This window comes from Vitreimonas sp. (assembly GCF_036392335.1).
Taxonomy (GTDB): domain Bacteria; phylum Pseudomonadota; class Alphaproteobacteria; order Caulobacterales; family Aquidulcibacteraceae; genus Vitreimonas.
Window position 1 is genome coordinate 45,297 of record NZ_DASVYD010000061.1, and the last position, 16,944, is coordinate 62,240.

The following is a 16,944-nucleotide window of genomic DNA, read 5'->3' on the forward strand; positions in this document are numbered from 1 at the left end:
TCCCGTCTGCTCCAAAGCTGCCGCTGGTCGCGAAGCGAGCGAAGGCAGCTGACGCTCCGACTACGCCACAACAGAGCTTCAATATTCGCTCGGCAGAAAGATCACATCGTTCTGAAGCCAGAGCGTGATTTCAGGCAGCGGGAAGTCCGTGAGAGCGATGGCCTGGCTGGCGACCATTCCGTGGTCGCCGTCCTCGCAGGTGAGTAGAGCGGTGCGGTCGTGCGCTACACGAAGCGTCCAAACCTGGAATGGTTCGCTTCGCACGCGGGCGTCGTGCTGGTGTGAAACGATCGCATCGAGCAACCAATAGGCGCCGCCGGCTTCGGCCACGTATTGAGCGCCGTCCGTGTAGGTGATCGAAGGATAGAGCGGATGGCGATACCAGCATTCACTGCCAGTGAATTGCGCCAGATCGCTGGCGCGAAGCGTCTTTGAAGACATGTGCGTGTCTCCTCAACAAGATTGAAGGGTGAGAATGAGCGACGCCGCTTCCGCGATCGGGAAGCGGCGCCTCGCGTTTCAGGCGGCGGCGGCCATGCCGAGTGACTTGACCGCGCCTTCGCCGGGATCGACGGCGACGAACACCTTGCCGGTCCAGCGGCCGGTGCCCTTGTCCTTCCAGCGGTCGTGGCGGAGCTTGCCGGTGATTTCGGCGTTGACGCCTTTCTTCATCGCCTTGGCGGCGGTGGCGGCCTTGCCGTCATTGATCTCGACGGTGAAGCGGTCGGTGCGATGCTCGTCTTTGACTTCAAGCCAGAGCGAGACGATCTCGATCGTGCCGCCTTTCTGTTCGAACGAGCGGAGTTTGGGATCATCGACGAGCGTGCCGGTGATGGTGACGCGGTTGATCATGGAAGTGTCCTCGAAAGCGTTCCCGGCTGATCCCGGGGCCGCGGGCCTCGCCCGCGACGGCGCTCGAAGCGCCCGGCCATGAGGCGGCGCGGGCAAGGTGAAAATGGTGGGGCCCGCGTCGCGTGCGCACGCACGCGACCGAAGCCGCGATAGCGGGCGGGGAAACGATTTTCTCCTTGCCGGCGGCGACGGCCGGGCGAGACAGGGCGACGGCGTGGGCGAGGCTCGTGGCTGCGCGTCGGCAATGCGATCGAAGAAACGATGCAACAACCGCAGCCCTTAGGCTCTCACTCTCGCGCAGGCCCAAGCATTCCAGTCGTTGAAGGGCGATGGCGCGGGCTCAATCTCGACTGCAATGGTGGGCGCCATCCGCGTGCGCAGCGTCTCGGCCGCGCGCAATCCGGCATCGTCATTGTCAGCTGCGATAATGAGCCGGCGTAGAGGCGCGGTGATGATCATGCGGCTGAGATTGTCCGCGCTGAGCGCGGCCCAAGCTGGAACGTCGAAAACTTCGGATGCCGACAGCATCGTCTCGACGCCCTCGCCGACCACGAGCTCATCTTGGACTTCACCGAGCCGGATGACGCCGCCCATCAATTTGCCAATGACGCGGCGCGGTGTCGGAATTGCTGCTTTCGCCGTCCCATGCGCCGTGAGCAACGTCGCCTGCACGCCTTGCAGTGCGCCCTCGGCGCTCGTGATGCCGGCAATGAAAGCTGGACGCCTGATGCGATCATCGAGACTGGTCATGTGCGGATGAAAGCGTAAAGCCGGACTGTCCCACAAACCATCCGGGACCGCCCTCCGCCGCAAGTAGGCCGCAGCGATCGTATGGCCAAGCGAACGACTCTCGTCCCAAATGCGTCGCGCCCGTGCGACGCGCTCCTCGCTCGCGGGCTGAGCGGCAATTTTCGGCCGTGACCAGCGCGCGCCCGCCTCGCCGCCGGGCGCCTCATCGAGCAGACCAAGTTCGGTCAAAGCCCGGCGCACCTCTCGCCAATCATCCTTCGGGCTGAAGCAATGAATGAGAATGCGGCCCTCCTCCGTCAGGCGAAGCGAGACGGAGCGGTCCTTGTGACTGTGATTGGGTCCAGGGATGAGTGCGCGCGCACCGCCATCGAGCAGGATGCCGCCGCAGGCGGCGACGATGCGCTCAAGGCGCGACATCGGCGGCCTCCTCAGCAAACGGCGAAGGGCTTTTCGACAAGAGCCAGTCCACGGCCACTTGCGCCTGCGCTGCAGCCGTCAAAAACGCGCGCTTGTCATCGGCCAGTAGCTTCATCCAATGACCAATATAGGAAGCATGGTCGTGGATATGATGTGGCGGCAGCCGCAAATGCGCGCCAAGCAAGCTCGCGCCGATCTCGGCCACCAGCTCTTCGGCCGCCATGGCATGGTCGGGGAATTTCTTTCCCATGTCGCGGCCGACACGATGCGGCGCCATGGTCGCATGCACGCTCTCATGATCAAGGGTGGCGGCGTAATCCTCGGCCGTGTCGAAGGCGCCGACCGGCGGCATGCCAACCACGTCCTTGCTTGGAATGTAGCAGGCGATGTCGCGCGTCGCGATGCGCGCGATCTCCAGCTTCTCGAACCACGCCTCATGCGCCGCGAGCGGCGCGAGCGAAGACGCGACCGGTTCTGGATGAAAGCGCGCCGGCAAATTGTCGATCTGGTCGGCGGAAAAGACGACATACCATTTCAGAAAGCGAAACGCGTCTTCGACCTCGCCGCCTGTCTCATCGGTGCGTTTGCGGGTACCCTGACCATAGTAGACGACGACCTCGCCGCGTTCTCCCTTGCGCACCTGGGCGCCCAGCTTCACAGCCTGATTGAAGGTCAGCCAATAAGGCGAGGCGTAACCGCGTTCGACGGCTGCGCACCAAAGCAGGATGACATTGACGCCTCGATAGGTCTCGCCGGTGACGCGCCGGGGCAATACTGGTCCGATGCGCGCACCGTCCCACGGCTTGCGCCAGGGCATGACGCCCGCCTCCAATTCGGAGAGAATCTTCGACGTGATTTCGGCGGCGACATCGCGGCGCGCGCCAGCTCGCGCGTGTTGGCTAGTCATGATGGAAACTCCAGAAACAAATGCGCCGCCGGAGAGACCGGCGGCGCTGAGTTGAATGAGAAGACGCGTTAGGCTGCGTGCGCGTCTGCCAGGGCGCGCTTGCCCTCGGCGGTGACGGCGAACGCGCCTTCGCGCGGCGGCGTGATCAACAGATCCGGCAACCAGCCCGCGCCCCTCAAGGTCTGAGCCGCCGTGCGCGCGAGCTCAGCCTTCTTCATCTTCTGAAACGCCGCGATCATGCCGCTGCGCTCCTGCTCGCCGAGCGATGCGATCGCCGGCGCGGTTTCCAGAGCCCCGATCGCCAGCGCTTTGGGCGCCGCCGCCCAGAAATCTTCGTCCGCTTCCCAGTGGCGGCTCATGTCGAGATCGAGTGCCGCTGCAAGCGCATCGCCAATGCGCTGCAGTCTTTTGTCCTCGAAGGACACGCCGCCATGGGTAAGATCGATGGTCTCGGCCAGAAACACGGCGAGCATCTCCATCAACTTTTCGACCGGTTGATCGATGCAGGCCGCGAAGAAGGCGAGTTCGTCTTCTTCGGCCTTGTCGGCATAGGCGATGCGCGCGTTCTCCATTGCATCATCGTCGTCGAAGCCGATCGGGCGCGCTTCAATGCCGACGCCCGGCACGCGCGAGCGATCGGCGCTCTGGCGCATCAGCGTGAAGACGAGCACGCCCAGCGCCACGGTGGGATTAGCGGCGAGACTGGCGCGAACGCCGCGCGTCCGTGCTTCGGTCAGACGCTCGGTCAGCGCCTTGGTGAGGCGCGGTCCTTCGTCGATAACTTCTTCCGCAGCCGAGGCGCCTGACGCCCCCTCCTCCGGCGCCGCCTTCACCTCGATTTTGCGCAACTTGGCGATGGCCTTGACATCGGCGCGCTTGATGAGACCCTTGGTGATGACCGCACGCCCGTCGCGGTCGATCGCGACCGCAGCCCCGGCATGGGCCATCTGCTTTGGATCGAAGACGCGCGTCGCTTCGCGCAAGGCGTCGAGCTTGGCTTCGGTCTCATCGCGCTCGGCCCAAAGCGGATTGTCTTCCTCGGCGTCTTCAAGCTTAGCGTCGAGCTCTTCGAGCCGCGCTTCCAGCTGCGCGATCTCTTTCTTTTCCGCGGACTTCAACTTGCGTTGCGTCGGATGGAGCCGCTCGCCGGCACAGCCTTCGATCTGGCCGTGGCCGCGCAAGGTCTCGACCCATCCCCAACCTTCGGCCGAAAGCGTCGACCGCATCTCATCGAGCCGCTCGGACGCGAGCCGCTGCAACAATTCGCCATCGTCGAAGAAGACGATGTCCGGTTCGAACAAGTCGTGAACCAATCGGCCACCGGCGCCTTCGTAAGCTTCGGCGCCGACGAAGCGCGCGAGCCGGTCATGCGCCGGGATGCGCCCCACGGTCAGCGCGTTCCGGATGCTGGCCGCATGGGTGATGGGCTTGGCGAACTGACGGAAGACGCGTTCTTGCGCCGCGTGATCGTCATTGATCGAAAACGCGCGCGCGACGTCGAGATTGACATCGCCTTTCCGGTAAGCCGCACGGATCTTTGGCGAGAGCCGCGCCAGCGCTAGCCGCTGCTCGACTAAGCGAACCGTGCAGCCGAAGCGGCGTGCAACGTCGTCGGCGCTCATGCCGCCATCGACCAAGCCGGCAAAGGCTTCCACCTCGTCCATCACCGACATCGCCGAACGGGTGACGTTTTCATCGAGACTGATCTCGCGCGCGTCGTTTCCGGTATCGATGACGCAACGGACGGGCTCGGTCTCGGCGATCTGCTTGCGCTTGACGCGCAGAAGCTGCGCTTGCCGGCGGCCCTCGCCAATGGTGACGAAATAAAAGCCGGTCGCCGCGCCGGTTTCCGCGATCTCCGGCGCAACCACCAGATTCTGCAGGATGCCCTTGGCGTGAATGGAGGCCGCGAGCGCCTCGATCTCGGCTTTGGCGTGCGGCGTCTTGCGCACATTGTCGGGTGACTTCTTCAATTTGTTGAGTGGAATGAGCACGACGCCAGTTTGAACGGCGCGCTCGTCGTGTGTTGTGATTGCTTGTGTCATGGAAAGCCTCATTGGCTTTCCCGGCTGCGTGATTGCTCGCCGGGGCCGCGTGCGCGACCCCTTCCTTCGCGCCCGCGTTCAGGCCGGCGCTGTCGAGGGCTTCAGAGCGCAGCGTCCCTCGACAGGGGCGGACGCGCGGGCGATGCGGTTCTCGCGCACGCGTCCGGCGGACGTGCTGAATCTTTTGTGAGTGTTGCTGGGGTTGCCTCCGCTTCTGGCCCCTGCATTGCGTCGCTGCTAATGACGTGGCGTGAACAAACGCCCACTCACCCACGCCGCGCTCCGCAGATACGCCGTGGCGCGCACATTGTTCGCGCCCACCACTCTAGCCAAAGCGATCGATAGGCTCGGCTTTGTGCAGGCCGATCCAATCCGCGCGCCTGCGCGCGCCCAGGACCTGACTTTGCGGCCGCGGGTCCGCAGTTATCGCGCCGGAGACCTTGAACGCGCTTACCCAAATCTCGCGATCGAAGAGGACTTCTTCGTCAATTACGGATTCCTGCCTCGTAGCACGCACGCGCTCATGCATCCTCGAACGCCGCGAAAACGCTGGTCCAAGTCACGCCAAGAGAGGGCCAACGCCGTGCTCGAGTTCGTTCGCGCGCAAGGCGTGGCGCACCCCCGTGACGTGGATGCGCATTTCCAGCACGGAAAAGTCCGCAATTGGTTTGGTGGGTCCACGAACGCCAGCACGCAGCTGCTCGACGAAATGCACTATCGCGGTCTCGTTCGGATTGCCGCGCGTGCACAAGGCACACGTCTCTACGCTCCGCGCGAGGCGACGCCCGCCCCCGTCGATCCGCAAGTCGCAATGGACGCACTCGTCGACCTCATCGTGCGCAAGTACGCCCCTCTGCCCGAACGCTCCTTGGCGGACCTTATACGCCTCCTCCGTAGCGGCGTTCCGCAGTGGGCTCTCGAATATCGAGCAGCGCTGCAACGCGCACGCGCGCGCCTGCCCTCCGCAGAGCTCGACGGCGTTCGCTGGTTTTGGCCTGCGGGCGAGAATCCTTTGGCGACAAAGTGGACATCGAACGGAGAAGCCGGCGACCAAGTGCGCTTGCTGGCTCCGTTCGATCCCGTGGTCTGGGACCGCAGGAGGTTCGAACTCTTGTGGAATTGGAGCTATCGCTTCGAGGCCTACACACCCGTCGCCAAACGCGTGCGTGGATACTACGCGTTGCCGCTCCTATGGCGCGACGTTGTCATTGGCTGGGGCAATCTATCAATCATCGACAACCGGTTGCAGACCCAACTGGGTTACGTGACCGGAAGCGCGCCACGTGGGACGGCGTTCAGACGCGCCCTCGATGAAGAGCTTCAACGCATTGAGCGCTTTCTTGATCTAGCGTGAGAAGCAACCGCGCTAGGTCGCCAGTTCTTCCCGGAGCAGATCAGCCAGACGACGCGTGAACTCCAGCAGATGATCCGCACGAATCTCGACCTCCCAGTCGATTTCCTTGGTTTCATCGGGGCGGTCGCCGAACGTGACAAACACCTCGTCCAACTTGCGCGACTCCGACGAGTAGCTCACGAGGTAATGACTCGTGCCGTTGCGCAGTCGGCGCAGGAAATGACGAAGGTGCTTGGTCTCTTCCCCACCCTTATGGAATGTCCACTCGGGCCACCCCTCGGCGCTCATCCGCTCCATGGTATATTTGCGGAAGTCGACCAGCTTGTTGTCCTTGTAGAATTGGTACGGATAGACGACGAGACCCAGCAGCGCCGTCGTGAGTTCAGTCACGGTGTGCACATCGGCGCCGTCGGCGCGCTCCTCCAACATGAAATCGAGATTCTTGCGCACACGGGCGCTAAACCCCGCCATCGAATTGCGGATGTCCATCGCACTCCCTCTGCAATGAGTGCTCCACCTTAGCCTATCGGAGACCTGGTTACATCGGTCCGATCGCAAATTTCGGTTCTCGACAACAAGAGAGGTTGCGCAGGTCAGATCGCTGCGCTTGTGATTAGCCATGGATCTCACCGACGCCGCGCGCCTGATTGAGGCCAATCCCGACTTCCGCTTGCTGCGGCGCGTGCCGCCCACTCGCGATTGGCCGCTCAGAAGCGCAAGCACTGAAACCCGGCGCGGCGTGTTCGTCGACACCGAGACGACGGGCCTCGACCAGGACAATGACGAAGTCATCGAACTGGCGCTGCTGCCGTTCGAATACGAACGCGACACCGGCGTGGTTGTCCGCGTCGATGAGGATGCGGGGCTATCCGCTTTCCGCCAGCCCTCTTTTCCGATCCCGGTAGAAAGCGCCAAGATCCACGGCATCAATGATGAGATAGTCAAGGGCCAGATCATCGATCCCGATCGCATCAAAGCAATCATAGAGCCCGCGCACATCGTCATCGCCCATAACGCAGCCTTCGACCGGCCGATGGTGGAGAAGCACTGGCCCATCTTTGAAGATAAGCATTGGGCGTGTTCGGTCGCGGAGATTGATTGGAAGGCCGAGGGCCTCGGTTCGGCAAAGCTGGACTATCTCCTATGGGCGCGCGGCTGGTTTCATGAGGGACACCGCGCATTGTCGGATGCCGAAGCTGCGCTCTTCTTGCTCACCCTTCCCCTGCCGACGTCAGGCAAACTTGGTCTTTCCGCCCTGCTCGAATGCGCCCGCCGCCAGCTCTGGATCGTCAGAGCGGAAGACACGGCCTTCGAACAGCGCGCATCACTCAAGGGACGCGGCTATCGCTGGGATGATGGCGAGGGCAAGCGCGTGAAGGCGTGGTGGCTCATGACCAACAATCCCCAAGCCGAACTTGATTGGCTGAGCGCCGATATCTACGGCGATGATCGCCACGTGACAGTGCTCAAGGCGCCGGCAACACGGCGCTACTCGTCCCGGCTATGGGTTGGGTGACACTTATCGCGCCATCCGGCCCCCGCAGCGCGCACGCCCCCACGAACGCTGATACGTGATCGCCCCGCGGCGCAGCGCAGGTGGCGGTCGGATCGATTTTGCGATGAACTCTTTCGATCCGCGGGTGGAGCTGGCTAAACTGCAACCCGCGAGCGAATCGGGGCGTGGGATGGCGGTAGCAGTGGGAAACGCTTGGGTTCGATTTCTGCGCAATTACGGGCCGATCCCGAACAATGACAACATGTACGACGAACACATTCGTCGAAAGATCAAACGCCATAAAATCAAGCCCATAGAGCTCCCCGCGCCGTTTTTGAAGGAGCTCCTAGAGAACTTCGCGCGAGCCCTGCCAGACAGTTATTTCCTTACCGGAACGGCCGGCGACGGCAAAACCTATCATTGTCGCGAGGTATTCGCGGCTTTGGGAGGCTCGGAAGAGGACTGGAATGGCGGCGCCCACGTCCAAAGGCTGAAGCTGCGGGATCTTGAGATCGTCTTCGTCAAGGACTTAAGCGAACTCAGCGCCGACGATAGCGAGGCCTTGCTCGCTGAACTCGTGAGGGAGGTCGCCGACCCGGCCGCTAAGCGCGCCTATTTGGTGGCGGCAAATCACGGTCAATTACTCGAAAAGCTCAAGACCGCGGACCCAGAGAGTGACCGTGCCCGGTTCGCGCGGGCCGTGGAAGACCTCATGGTCACGCGCAAGACAAGCGAAACAGGGTTTCGCTTGCAATTGCGAGATCTCAGTCGATCGCCGGTCACCGATCTCATCGGTCAGGTCATTACCGCCATCACGGACCATGAGGGCTGGGCGGGCTGCAGCGGGTGCGAACACGCGCAGAGCAACCAATGCCCGATCATGGAGAATCGTCGCCGCTTGATCGGGGCAGGTGATGGCGGCCTCTTCCGCGATCGATTGACCGCGCTCGTGGAAATCAGCGAGCACAACGGCCATCACTTTCCGATGCGCCAGCTCTTGGTGCTCGTCACCAACATCTTGCTTGGCCATCCCAAGGCGCGCGACGGCTTGATGGCGTGCTCGGACGTGATTGCCCTCCTCGAAAAGGGTGAGATGGATCAAGCCAGCATTTATCGCAACGCCTTCGGTGAAAACTTAAAAGCCGGTCGTGCCGAGCGCACTGAGCCGTTCGATAAGCTGTCGCTCTTTGGCATCGGTTCAGAAACAAACAATGTCGTCGATAACGTCCTTGTATACGGCGCGCTCGATCCGGCGCTCACAGAACCATACCATACGCTGATGGGAGCCGATCCGATCTACGGCGCAACGAAAGCCTATGCCAACGCGCAGGCCGATTATCTCGAAGGGCGCGATCCCAAAGCCGAGGATCGCTTCTTAGCGCTGTTGCGCGCTCAGCGTCAGCGGCTCTTCTTCACCATGCCCGCCAAACTTGTGGCGGACCACTCGGTGTGGGACCTGACTGTCTTCAAGTTCGCGGGCGAATATTTGGATATTGTCCGTGCCGTCAAAAAACAAGCGACCATGCCACGGGAAAGCTTGGCGTCCATGGTGCGTGGGCTCAACCGCGTCTTTTCTGGCATGCTCGTACAGAACAGCGACGAGCTCATCCTCGCCTCTTCGGGAAGCCATTCTCAAACCCGCACGAGCCCGCTCGTGGATGCGATGATTTCGGTGCGTCGCAACGTCGGTCAAGAAGTGGCGCTTGTAGAGAGCGATCCGGGCCCGTTCGACATTCGCGTTAGTTTCACGCGGGACAACGATCCCGCACCTGTCGCATTAAAAATCACGCCGACGCGCTTTGAATTCCTACGCCGCGTGTCAGAAGGCGCGTTGCCGTCAAGCTTTTCCCTTGAGTGCCACGAAGACTTTCTGGCTTTCAAGGCGCGCCTACTAAGCGCCGTCATTCGCCTGCGCGAACTCGACGGAGAAGGCGACGACTCCGGCGAACTGACGCTCAACTTCCTCGACTTAAGCAGCGATGGGCGCGCCTCGCCCCGGCGCGTGAGCATCCGATCATGAGCGAAACACCAATCCTCCAGCGCCCGCCCGGTCGCGAAGACCGCGGCCCTGAAATCTGGGTTGACGAACAAATCTGGGGGCATCGCATCTATGACGAGCAAACGCCGTGGCTCACCGTGCTCGAATTCCTGTGCGTGCTAGAAGCGGAGCACCAGAAAGGCCGCGCCCTGCGCGAGGACAAGCGCAACACCCTCTCCTACAATCCGCGCGCCCAACTCAATTTGCGAAACCTCGTCTTCAACAATCCCCATATTGCCACGACCAAAGCCGCGGGGCTCAACAACGAAGCGGCTTGGGCGCGTTGGATTGAAGACATGCGCGCGCATGCGGGCGGTCTTGCTGAGCCCGATTTTTCCTACCTGCGGGCACAATTCTCTAGCTTTGAGGATTTTGCCGCCGTGATCGAGTTTCTCCGTGGCTCCGCCATTGAAGGCGCGAGCAACAAACGCTGGAGCTCAAAATTTGTCTTCCCGTTTGGACCGAACTCGATCTTTGAAGACCTCTCGGTCACACCGAGCGGCGGGGTCAGCAGCGATCGGCGATTCTTTGCGCGTACGGGCGAGCTTCTCTATCTCATGCTTACGCGATCAAGCTCGGGACCGGAGTTGCGCGAAGAACTGACGCGGCGCTTTCTTGATGCGAACTTGCCGCATGATCGATTGGTGGCGGCGCTCCAAAACGCGACCGATCGGACACAAAACGCACGCGAAGGCGCCTACCTCCCGCTTGAGACCTATCCCCGGTTTGATCGCCTCGGCGAGGACTGGCTTGCCATCCTCCGCCGACCAATACCAATCTATGACGCGATGCCCCACCTCGTGTTGGTCACGGGCCTGAACCTATCGCTCTATCAGCTTGAACGCGCCGTCGAAATCCTGGGCGCCCCCCGTCCGACTTTGGTGTGCGAGATCGTCGGTCCACGGCGGTCCGTAGTGCGCGACCTTTCGGCGGACTCCTTTCTGCGTAACGTTTCGATGCCTGAGCAGGCGATTGAGCGCTTCATTCGTCGCTTCACCGAGTCCGAGGCGTGGGCGGCCGCGGTCGGATCGGAAGAACCGCTTCAGCTCGCTGGCGAGGCCCTCGCTAAAGTCTTCGATTGGCCGGACGATGAGGAACTCGCCGATGGCGGCTACGCACAGCCGGAGGAACTCGTTTCCGGCCTCGTCGCGCGAGCCACTACGCGCCATCGCCAACATGTCGCCAAGGTGCACGGGGTATGGACCCGCGCGATTGGGCTATCGTCGCGCCGCTCAAGCCGACGCATTCGGTATGCCCCCACGGATCGGCTGTTGAAGTCGTTGGTTGTCGCCTGCGTCGATGAACGCATGGAGCTTCGGCTATTCTTGGAGAAACTCTTCGAGCGTTACGGCATCGTCATTGGTGAAGCGCAAGGCCGGCCTTGGGTCGATTCTGGCGCCGCAGATCAAGTCAGTTTTGCCGACAATCAGAAGCGTCTTGAAGAACGACTTTCGAGCTTAGGTCTCCTGCGCCGGCTGTCCGACTCCTGCGCGTATGTCGAAAATCCCTTCGCTCGGGCGCCGTCATGAATGCTCTTGAACTTATTGGTCGCGCCGGCGCGGCGTATCTCAAGGCGCGCCTAGAGGCGACCTCGCCCGAAGACGGATTGGCGCGGTTCATGCTGCAAAGCCTGACCGGAGCGCAGATTGCAGCAATCGTCCGCGCTGTCCTCGATCTGCCGAACGCTAAGGACATAAAGATCGCGATTCCGCGCGAACTCGTCGCCGGCGAAGGCCTACCCGAACACGTCCTCACGGACGAGCGTACGGTCGCCCTTCGCAACGCAGAGTGCTTCGAACCCATTTTGCTTCTTGCCAACAATGACGATGATCAAGGCGCGTCGTTGGGATTGGTAACCGCGATCGGCGCTAAAGAGCTCTCTGATGATCCAGATTACTGGCTCGGCGCCGCCGCCGAGAACACAGGCCTGGGCGCCGATCAGATCGCCATCTGGCGTGCGGCCCTGCGTGGGTTGTCTGCGGCCGACGATTGGAGTCTCCTGAAACTCGCCCACTTCATCGAGCTGACCCACGACGCGCTTGTTGATCAAAGCCTCCCGCTAATGAGCGCCTTAGGCTACGCGCTGCCGGCGCTGGAACTGCCCCGCGACAGTGGCTGCTTCAGCCTCAAGGCGCGCGACCAGACTTCGGTCGCGCGCTGGCGCAAGGCATTTGAAAAGATCATCTCCGAACGCAAGCCGCTCTTGGGGAAGCAACGGCCATCGCGCCAGCGGATCGAGCCGGAGGAGTTGCAGAAACAGTTCCTAGATGCGCGCGCCGATATCGCCGCGGACGCCCACGCAGCAATCCAAGCATTCATCGACGCACCGCCGAGCTGGGGGCCAGAGGCAGCCGCACTCACGGAATTCGAGTGGGAAGCACAGGGCGTGCTGTTGCTGTTTTCGGGGCTGCGACTGCGACCGAGCAATTTCATAGAAGAGACAATCAACTATTTCGAGGACGACAAACCCGATCGCCTGAACGAACAAGACAAAGCTTATCTTACTGCCCTGAGATCCCGCCAATCGATCAAAGAAGCCAACGACGAGGATCGCGAGTTCTACGAGGCGCACCGCGAAGATCTGGCCAGCCAGCGGCAACTCAGAGCGAAGTGGGAAAAGTTCGTCTATGGCCGCCCCATCGAGTGCGATGATTTTATCGACGGATTGATGCAAGCCGTCGAAAGGCTCTACGGCCAGGCGCCCAACCTTGCGGGAACCCGCTCGATCGAAATACGCACCACACGACAAACCAATAATTCTTGGCTCGAACTTAATGTCGACGTGGGCTTGAATTTTGAGCTGCGCTATCGCGGCCTGGAAAAATCGCTGGGCCCGAAGGTTAAGTGGGAAGTCGGCCGGCTGTTCAAATACGCCGAACTCATCGAAAAAAAGAAGAAGACGAAGAAGTATCGTCCCAATCGTTCGGTCAGCCGCGCCGCGTTGCAGATCAAGTTCGACGTCACGCTCGTCGTCAACAAAGAGCGCACGACGGTGCAACTCATTTGGATGGCGCGCCCGGACGCGATGGGCGGGGAATTGCGCGACGATCTCGACCGGCTCGCAAACCGTCCTTTCATATTATGCGAAGTTGATCGCCTGCCGGTCAGCAAAAAAGGCGCGTTGCAATCGATCTCACTCAACGACGTGGCGACGCTGCAAGCTGCCTATGATCGCGATTCCGGCTCGCTAGTGCCGCGCCTTACCGGCAGCCAGGATTGCGAACGCCGATTTGGCCTCGCTCTGAAGACGCTGACCGAACAAGGCCGCATCGCTGCAAACGACGCACTCGAAATCGGAGAAGCTTGGAAAGCGTTCGCGAACGCTTATCGCCAAGCACTCACGCAATGGCGTGACAACGGCGCGCAAGACGATTGGATCGCGCAAGCCGAGGCTTATGGCAGCTTGCTTCGTTTGCTCGTCGATAAGGCGTCAGGCGACGTCAATCGGCAAGAGCTCTGGCCGAGCGTGCTCGCGATCGGCTGCGTCGCCGTTAAGGGCGGCGCTCCCTCGGCCATCATCGCACCGTGGCATCCGATGCGCTTGGCCGCCAACGCCGCCAAGATTAGCTCATTTGCTGGTCTGATGACGCATTTGCTCAACGCTGAGGATGTGAACTTCGGCGATCGGCGGCTCTTTTTTGCAGACCTGCGTGCAGAGTTCGCACACGCATTCTATCCAGAAGTCGCGGTCGGTTACTTGGGCAAAGAGCCCGTGCTGTTGGCCGAAACCAACACGGTCAACGATTATTCGTTGATGGAACGGCCGATCCGCGATCCGAGCGAAGCCTCTACCGACGTTGATCCACGCGAAGCGGCGCGCCAAATCCGCGATCTCGTCGAGCGTTATCTCGAATTGCAGCCTCACGAGCGCTCGAACCTGTCGATCATGCTCTACCATTGCGACGCCGCGGGTCTGCCACTAGCGGCAGTCAGCGCGCTTTCCTCCATGCAGGATGAAGAGGAAGTGCATTGCAACGTTTTGGTCCGTCACCGCGACCGATCGCGGTTGCAACGCGTCTACACCGAATTGCTTGAACGCTCCGACACCGACGCCGACGCAATCGTCGTTAGCGAGACCTCCAGAAACTTTATGTCGAAGCTCAGGATCGGCATCTCGTTAGATGGCGCATCAGGCGTCGCGCCGGGCGTCGATAGGGTCGTCGACATCGCCTTTTTGCATGATGTCGTCTCGCGCCAAGCGCGCGAAGCGTGGTTCCCCGCGCCTCCGACGGAGGCAGCAATCAGTTTTGCAGAGCACGTGCCTGCGCGTTGGTCCTATCGGCGCGTGACCGCTGAGGACGAACTCAAGGCAACAAGTTTCCTCGTCTGCCCACGTCAGCCCCAGACTGGTTGGGCTTACCTCGATGCAGTCGCCGCAATGGTTCGCCAGAACGCCCCCTCGCCCGGCCAACACTTCCTTCCCGCGCGTCAAATTTCGTTCGAGGACCAAGACCTGCGCAGCGCCTTTGAGGAAGTGCATGGCCTGGCCGAGTGGGTGGCCACCTACGACGATCTGTTGGATAAGCGCCAACTCGCTGCGCAAAACGTGCAAGTCATTCGCTATCGCCGCCAGCGCACGCATGGACGCAACATGGTGGTCTCTTCCACCTCGGAATTGCGCATCCTGCATGTCTTGGTACAACAACGGTTGCGCGATCTTAGCTTAGGTCTCGCCGACGACGCGCTTGCGGAGCTGGCGCGCCGAATGGTCGACGATGCGGCGCGAATCTCAGGCGATATTGTCTTGCGCGCTGCAAAGCGCGGCATTTCTGCCGGCGAGCTCATTGGCCTTGTCCTAAGCAAGGCGCTCATCAACGAAGAATTAGGATCGGGCGCGACCATCGCCTGGTTCCTGCTCGATGATTACGCCGCCTGGCTTGGTCAGCGTGAAGAAGGCCTCGCCGACATTCTAGCGCTGAGCGTGCACGAACATGATGGCGCGCTTAAATTGCGCGCGATCGTCAGCGAAGCGAAGTTCGTCGATCAAACCGGCGCGGCCGAGGCCTCGCGCAAAAGCCAGCAGCAATTGCGCCAGACCGTTCAGCGCATGGAAGACGCGCTGTTCGGCGATCCTGGCCGATTGGACCGCGATCTTTGGCTCGCTCGCTTGGCCGACCTTCTGCTCGACGGCGTCACCGCGGTCGGCCAGACCAGCGCTCTCGAGCGCGTGCGCGACGGGGTCAGAGCCGGCAATGTCGAGATTGACCTGCGAGGCTATTCGCACATCTTCATTTCCGGCCCGACCGATGACGCAAGCAGCCACGGCGATCAAAGCGCGATCACCGATGTCGCGGGCGGTCTGCAAGAAACGTTCACGCGTCAAAGCGTGCGACGCGCGATCCTCGCCTATCATGCACGCGAGCCGCTCGCGACGACGCGAGAAAAGCTGGGAGACCAGAAACCGTGGGCGCAGGCGAGCTATCGAGCCCCCGCTGCGCGCGTAAACTGGACTGACATCAAGCCCCGCAAGGTCACCGCCAAGCCCAAGCCTGATCAAAGCGAGAGCGGCGCGGACGCCGCGGCGACTCTACCGCCACCGGAGCCGCAAGTCCCGCCACAAAGCCAAGACGTCAGCCCCGCGCACACGCCGCCCCCGGAGTCGGCGCCTACCTCAACATCAACGTCGACGCCGACAGAGCTCGGGGACACCGGCATAGAGGCGATTGGCAATGACGCGTTTCCGGCGCTAGTGCAGAGCAAAGCCCAAGCGCAGGTCGCCGCGAGCGCCGAAGATGAGGCGTGGCTCAAAGATACAGCCGCAAAACTGCGAAGCGCCCTACTCGGCTATCAGTTTCAAGCACAGGTACTGGGTTCGAGACTGACGCCCAATGCCGCGCTGGTGCGCCTCAAAGGAACAGACCGCCTTCGCATTGAAGACATTGAAGCCAAGCAGTCATCGCTACTCACAACGCACGGGCTCCGTCTTATTTCTATCACTCCGATGCCAGGGGAAATCGTTGTTGGTGTCGAGCGACCCAAGCGCCAAACAGTGTCGTTGTGGGATCTATGGGCGCGTCGTACGCTCAATCGCAACGATGCGGGATTGAACACCTCGTTCATACTCGGGCTACGCGAGCTCGATGGCGAGCTTCTTTATCTCAATCTGGGCTCGCCCTTCGCTGGCGGGGCGCTGCACGAACCTCATACCCTGGTGGCGGGCGCCACGGGCAGCGGCAAGTCCGTGCTGATCCAAGCCATCATACTCGATATTGCCGCCACCAATTCCAGCCGAATGGCGCACATCTATCTGATCGATCCCAAAGCTGGCGTCGACTACGCGCCGCTTGAACGTCTCCCGCACGTCCGCGACGGTGTCATCGTTGAGCGCCCACGCGCGGTTGAGGTGATGGAGGATCTCGTCGCCGAGATGGAGCGCCGCTACACCCTCTTCCGCGAGCGAAGCGCGCGCGACATCAAATCATTCAATCTGAAAGCGCCGGCAAATGAACGCCTGCCGATGATATTCCTCGTCCATGATGAGTTTGCCGAGTGGATGCTCGACGAAACTTACAAGGACGCCGTCACCGCCAACGTCTCACGCCTTGGCGTCAAAGCACGCGCCGCCGGTATTCACCTCATCTTCGCAGCGCAACGACCAGACGCCAACGTGATGCCGATGCAGTTGCGCGACAATTTAGGCAATCGGTTGATCCTACGGGTCTCAAGCGTTGGCACATCAGAGATCGCACTCGGGCAAAAAGGCGCCGAGCAGCTTTTGGGGCTCGGCCACCTCGCCGCCAAGCTCAGCGGCGAACCGAGTATCGTTTTTGCCCAAGCGCCCTTCCTCTCCGACGAGGACATTGACCGCGTCGTCGCGGCGATCGTCGCGGACGACTAGCCGAGCTTGAGACGCAAAAAGGCTTCGGCATCGGGGCCATCGCCGCTGGCGGTGACGTGGCCCCGCTCAACCATTGCCTCATCGAAGGTGAGTTGCGCCGCCTTGTCAGGATGATCCGGCGGCAGAAGCGCCGCGCGACCATAAAGTACGCGGCCGCGTCGATCGCGCCGACGCACCCGAAGCTTCGTCAACTCGACGTCTGCGAGCTCGCGCATGAGCGGCGCGCGCGCTTGTGCGTCCTCACACCA

At 61.6% G+C, this 16,944-nt stretch carries 12 protein-coding genes; 5 read left to right on the top strand and 7 right to left on the bottom strand.

Annotation, left to right across the window (positions count from 1 at the left end; translation table 11 throughout):
• Positions 1-78: 78 nt before the first annotated feature.
• The 5 genes from VF769_RS14410 to VF769_RS14430 form a co-directional block, all read right to left on the bottom strand.
• On the bottom strand, positions 79-441 hold the full coding sequence (locus VF769_RS14410) for a DUF6876 family protein (protein ID WP_331009120.1): 363 nt from the start codon (positions 439-441) through the stop codon (positions 79-81).
• Positions 442-519: 78 nt separating this feature from the next.
• Positions 520-852, bottom strand: coding sequence for a single-stranded DNA-binding protein (locus VF769_RS14415; protein WP_331009121.1), 333 nt, complete (start codon positions 850-852; stop codon positions 520-522).
• A 279-nt stretch (positions 853-1,131) separates the two neighbouring features.
• Positions 1,132-2,019 carry a DUF7146 domain-containing protein gene (locus VF769_RS14420; RefSeq protein WP_331009122.1) on the bottom strand — a complete coding sequence of 296 codons (888 nt, stop codon included), beginning with the start codon at positions 2,017-2,019 and terminating at the stop codon, positions 1,132-1,134.
• Positions 2,006-2,926 carry an ArdC family protein gene (locus VF769_RS14425; protein WP_331009123.1) on the bottom strand — a complete coding sequence of 307 codons (921 nt, stop codon included), beginning with the start codon at positions 2,924-2,926 and terminating at the stop codon, positions 2,006-2,008. Before VF769_RS14425 ends, VF769_RS14420 begins: the two co-directional genes overlap by 14 nt.
• A gap of 68 nt (positions 2,927-2,994) precedes the next feature.
• A complete protein-coding gene (locus tag VF769_RS14430; protein ID WP_331009124.1) occupies positions 2,995-4,971 on the bottom strand; it encodes a ParB/RepB/Spo0J family partition protein in 1,977 nt (658 codons plus the stop codon).
• A 250-nt stretch (positions 4,972-5,221) separates the two neighbouring features.
• On the opposite strand from VF769_RS14430, the gene VF769_RS14435 reads away from it, so the two are divergent.
• Positions 5,222-6,325: a DNA glycosylase AlkZ-like family protein gene (locus tag VF769_RS14435; RefSeq protein WP_331009125.1), complete on the top strand. Its 1,104-nt coding sequence runs from the start codon at positions 5,222-5,224 to the stop codon at positions 6,323-6,325.
• 12 nt (positions 6,326-6,337) lie between these two features.
• Here VF769_RS14435 and VF769_RS14440 read toward each other — a convergent pair whose 3' ends face one another.
• Positions 6,338-6,814 carry a HEPN family nuclease gene (locus VF769_RS14440; protein ID WP_331009126.1) on the bottom strand — a complete coding sequence of 159 codons (477 nt, stop codon included), beginning with the start codon at positions 6,812-6,814 and terminating at the stop codon, positions 6,338-6,340.
• A 130-nt stretch (positions 6,815-6,944) separates the two neighbouring features.
• Here VF769_RS14440 and VF769_RS14445 point away from each other — a divergent pair, with 130 nt between their 5' ends.
• The 4 genes from VF769_RS14445 (at position 6,945) to VF769_RS14460 (ending at position 16,696) form a co-directional block, all read left to right on the top strand.
• Positions 6,945-7,841 (top strand): 3'-5' exonuclease, encoded by an 897-nt coding sequence (locus VF769_RS14445; protein ID WP_331009127.1) that lies wholly within the window; start codon positions 6,945-6,947, stop codon positions 7,839-7,841.
• A 103-nt stretch (positions 7,842-7,944) separates the two neighbouring features.
• Complete coding sequence (locus tag VF769_RS14450) at positions 7,945-9,840, top strand: hypothetical protein (protein ID WP_331009128.1); 1,896 nt, start codon at positions 7,945-7,947, stop codon at positions 9,838-9,840.
• Positions 9,837-11,387 (top strand): hypothetical protein, encoded by a 1,551-nt coding sequence (locus tag VF769_RS14455; RefSeq protein ID WP_331009129.1) that lies wholly within the window; start codon positions 9,837-9,839, stop codon positions 11,385-11,387. The genes VF769_RS14450 and VF769_RS14455 overlap by 4 nt, the downstream gene beginning before the upstream one ends.
• Positions 11,384-16,696: an FtsK/SpoIIIE domain-containing protein gene (locus tag VF769_RS14460; RefSeq protein ID WP_331009130.1), complete on the top strand. Its 5,313-nt coding sequence runs from the start codon at positions 11,384-11,386 to the stop codon at positions 16,694-16,696. The genes VF769_RS14455 and VF769_RS14460 overlap by 4 nt, the downstream gene beginning before the upstream one ends.
• Here VF769_RS14460 and VF769_RS14465 read toward each other — a convergent pair.
• Positions 16,693-16,944 (bottom strand): hypothetical protein (locus VF769_RS14465; RefSeq protein WP_331009131.1); only part of this gene is annotated, 252 nt, incomplete at its 5' end. The two genes, VF769_RS14460 and VF769_RS14465, sit on opposite strands and share 4 nt — an antisense overlap.

Excerpts from the sequence above, each read along its gene's own strand:
- VF769_RS14410 (WP_331009120.1), bottom strand. The coding sequence starts at position 441 with ATGTCTTCAAAGACGCTTCGCGCCAGCGATCTGGCGCAATTCACTGGC.
- VF769_RS14415 (WP_331009121.1), bottom strand. The coding sequence starts at position 852 with ATGATCAACCGCGTCACCATCACCGGCACGCTCGTCGATGATCCCAAA.
- VF769_RS14420 (WP_331009122.1), bottom strand. The coding sequence starts at position 2,019 with ATGTCGCGCCTTGAGCGCATCGTCGCCGCCTGCGGCGGCATCCTGCTC.
- VF769_RS14425 (WP_331009123.1), bottom strand. The coding sequence starts at position 2,926 with ATGACTAGCCAACACGCGCGAGCTGGCGCGCGCCGCGATGTCGCCGCC.
- VF769_RS14430 (WP_331009124.1), bottom strand. The coding sequence starts at position 4,971 with ATGACACAAGCAATCACAACACACGACGAGCGCGCCGTTCAAACTGGC.
- VF769_RS14440 (WP_331009126.1), bottom strand. The coding sequence starts at position 6,814 with ATGGACATCCGCAATTCGATGGCGGGGTTTAGCGCCCGTGTGCGCAAG.
- VF769_RS14445 (WP_331009127.1), top strand. The coding sequence starts at position 6,945 with ATGGATCTCACCGACGCCGCGCGCCTGATTGAGGCCAATCCCGACTTC.
- VF769_RS14450 (WP_331009128.1), top strand. The coding sequence starts at position 7,945 with ATGAACTCTTTCGATCCGCGGGTGGAGCTGGCTAAACTGCAACCCGCG.
- VF769_RS14455 (WP_331009129.1), top strand. The coding sequence starts at position 9,837 with ATGAGCGAAACACCAATCCTCCAGCGCCCGCCCGGTCGCGAAGACCGC.
- VF769_RS14460 (WP_331009130.1), top strand. The coding sequence starts at position 11,384 with ATGAATGCTCTTGAACTTATTGGTCGCGCCGGCGCGGCGTATCTCAAG.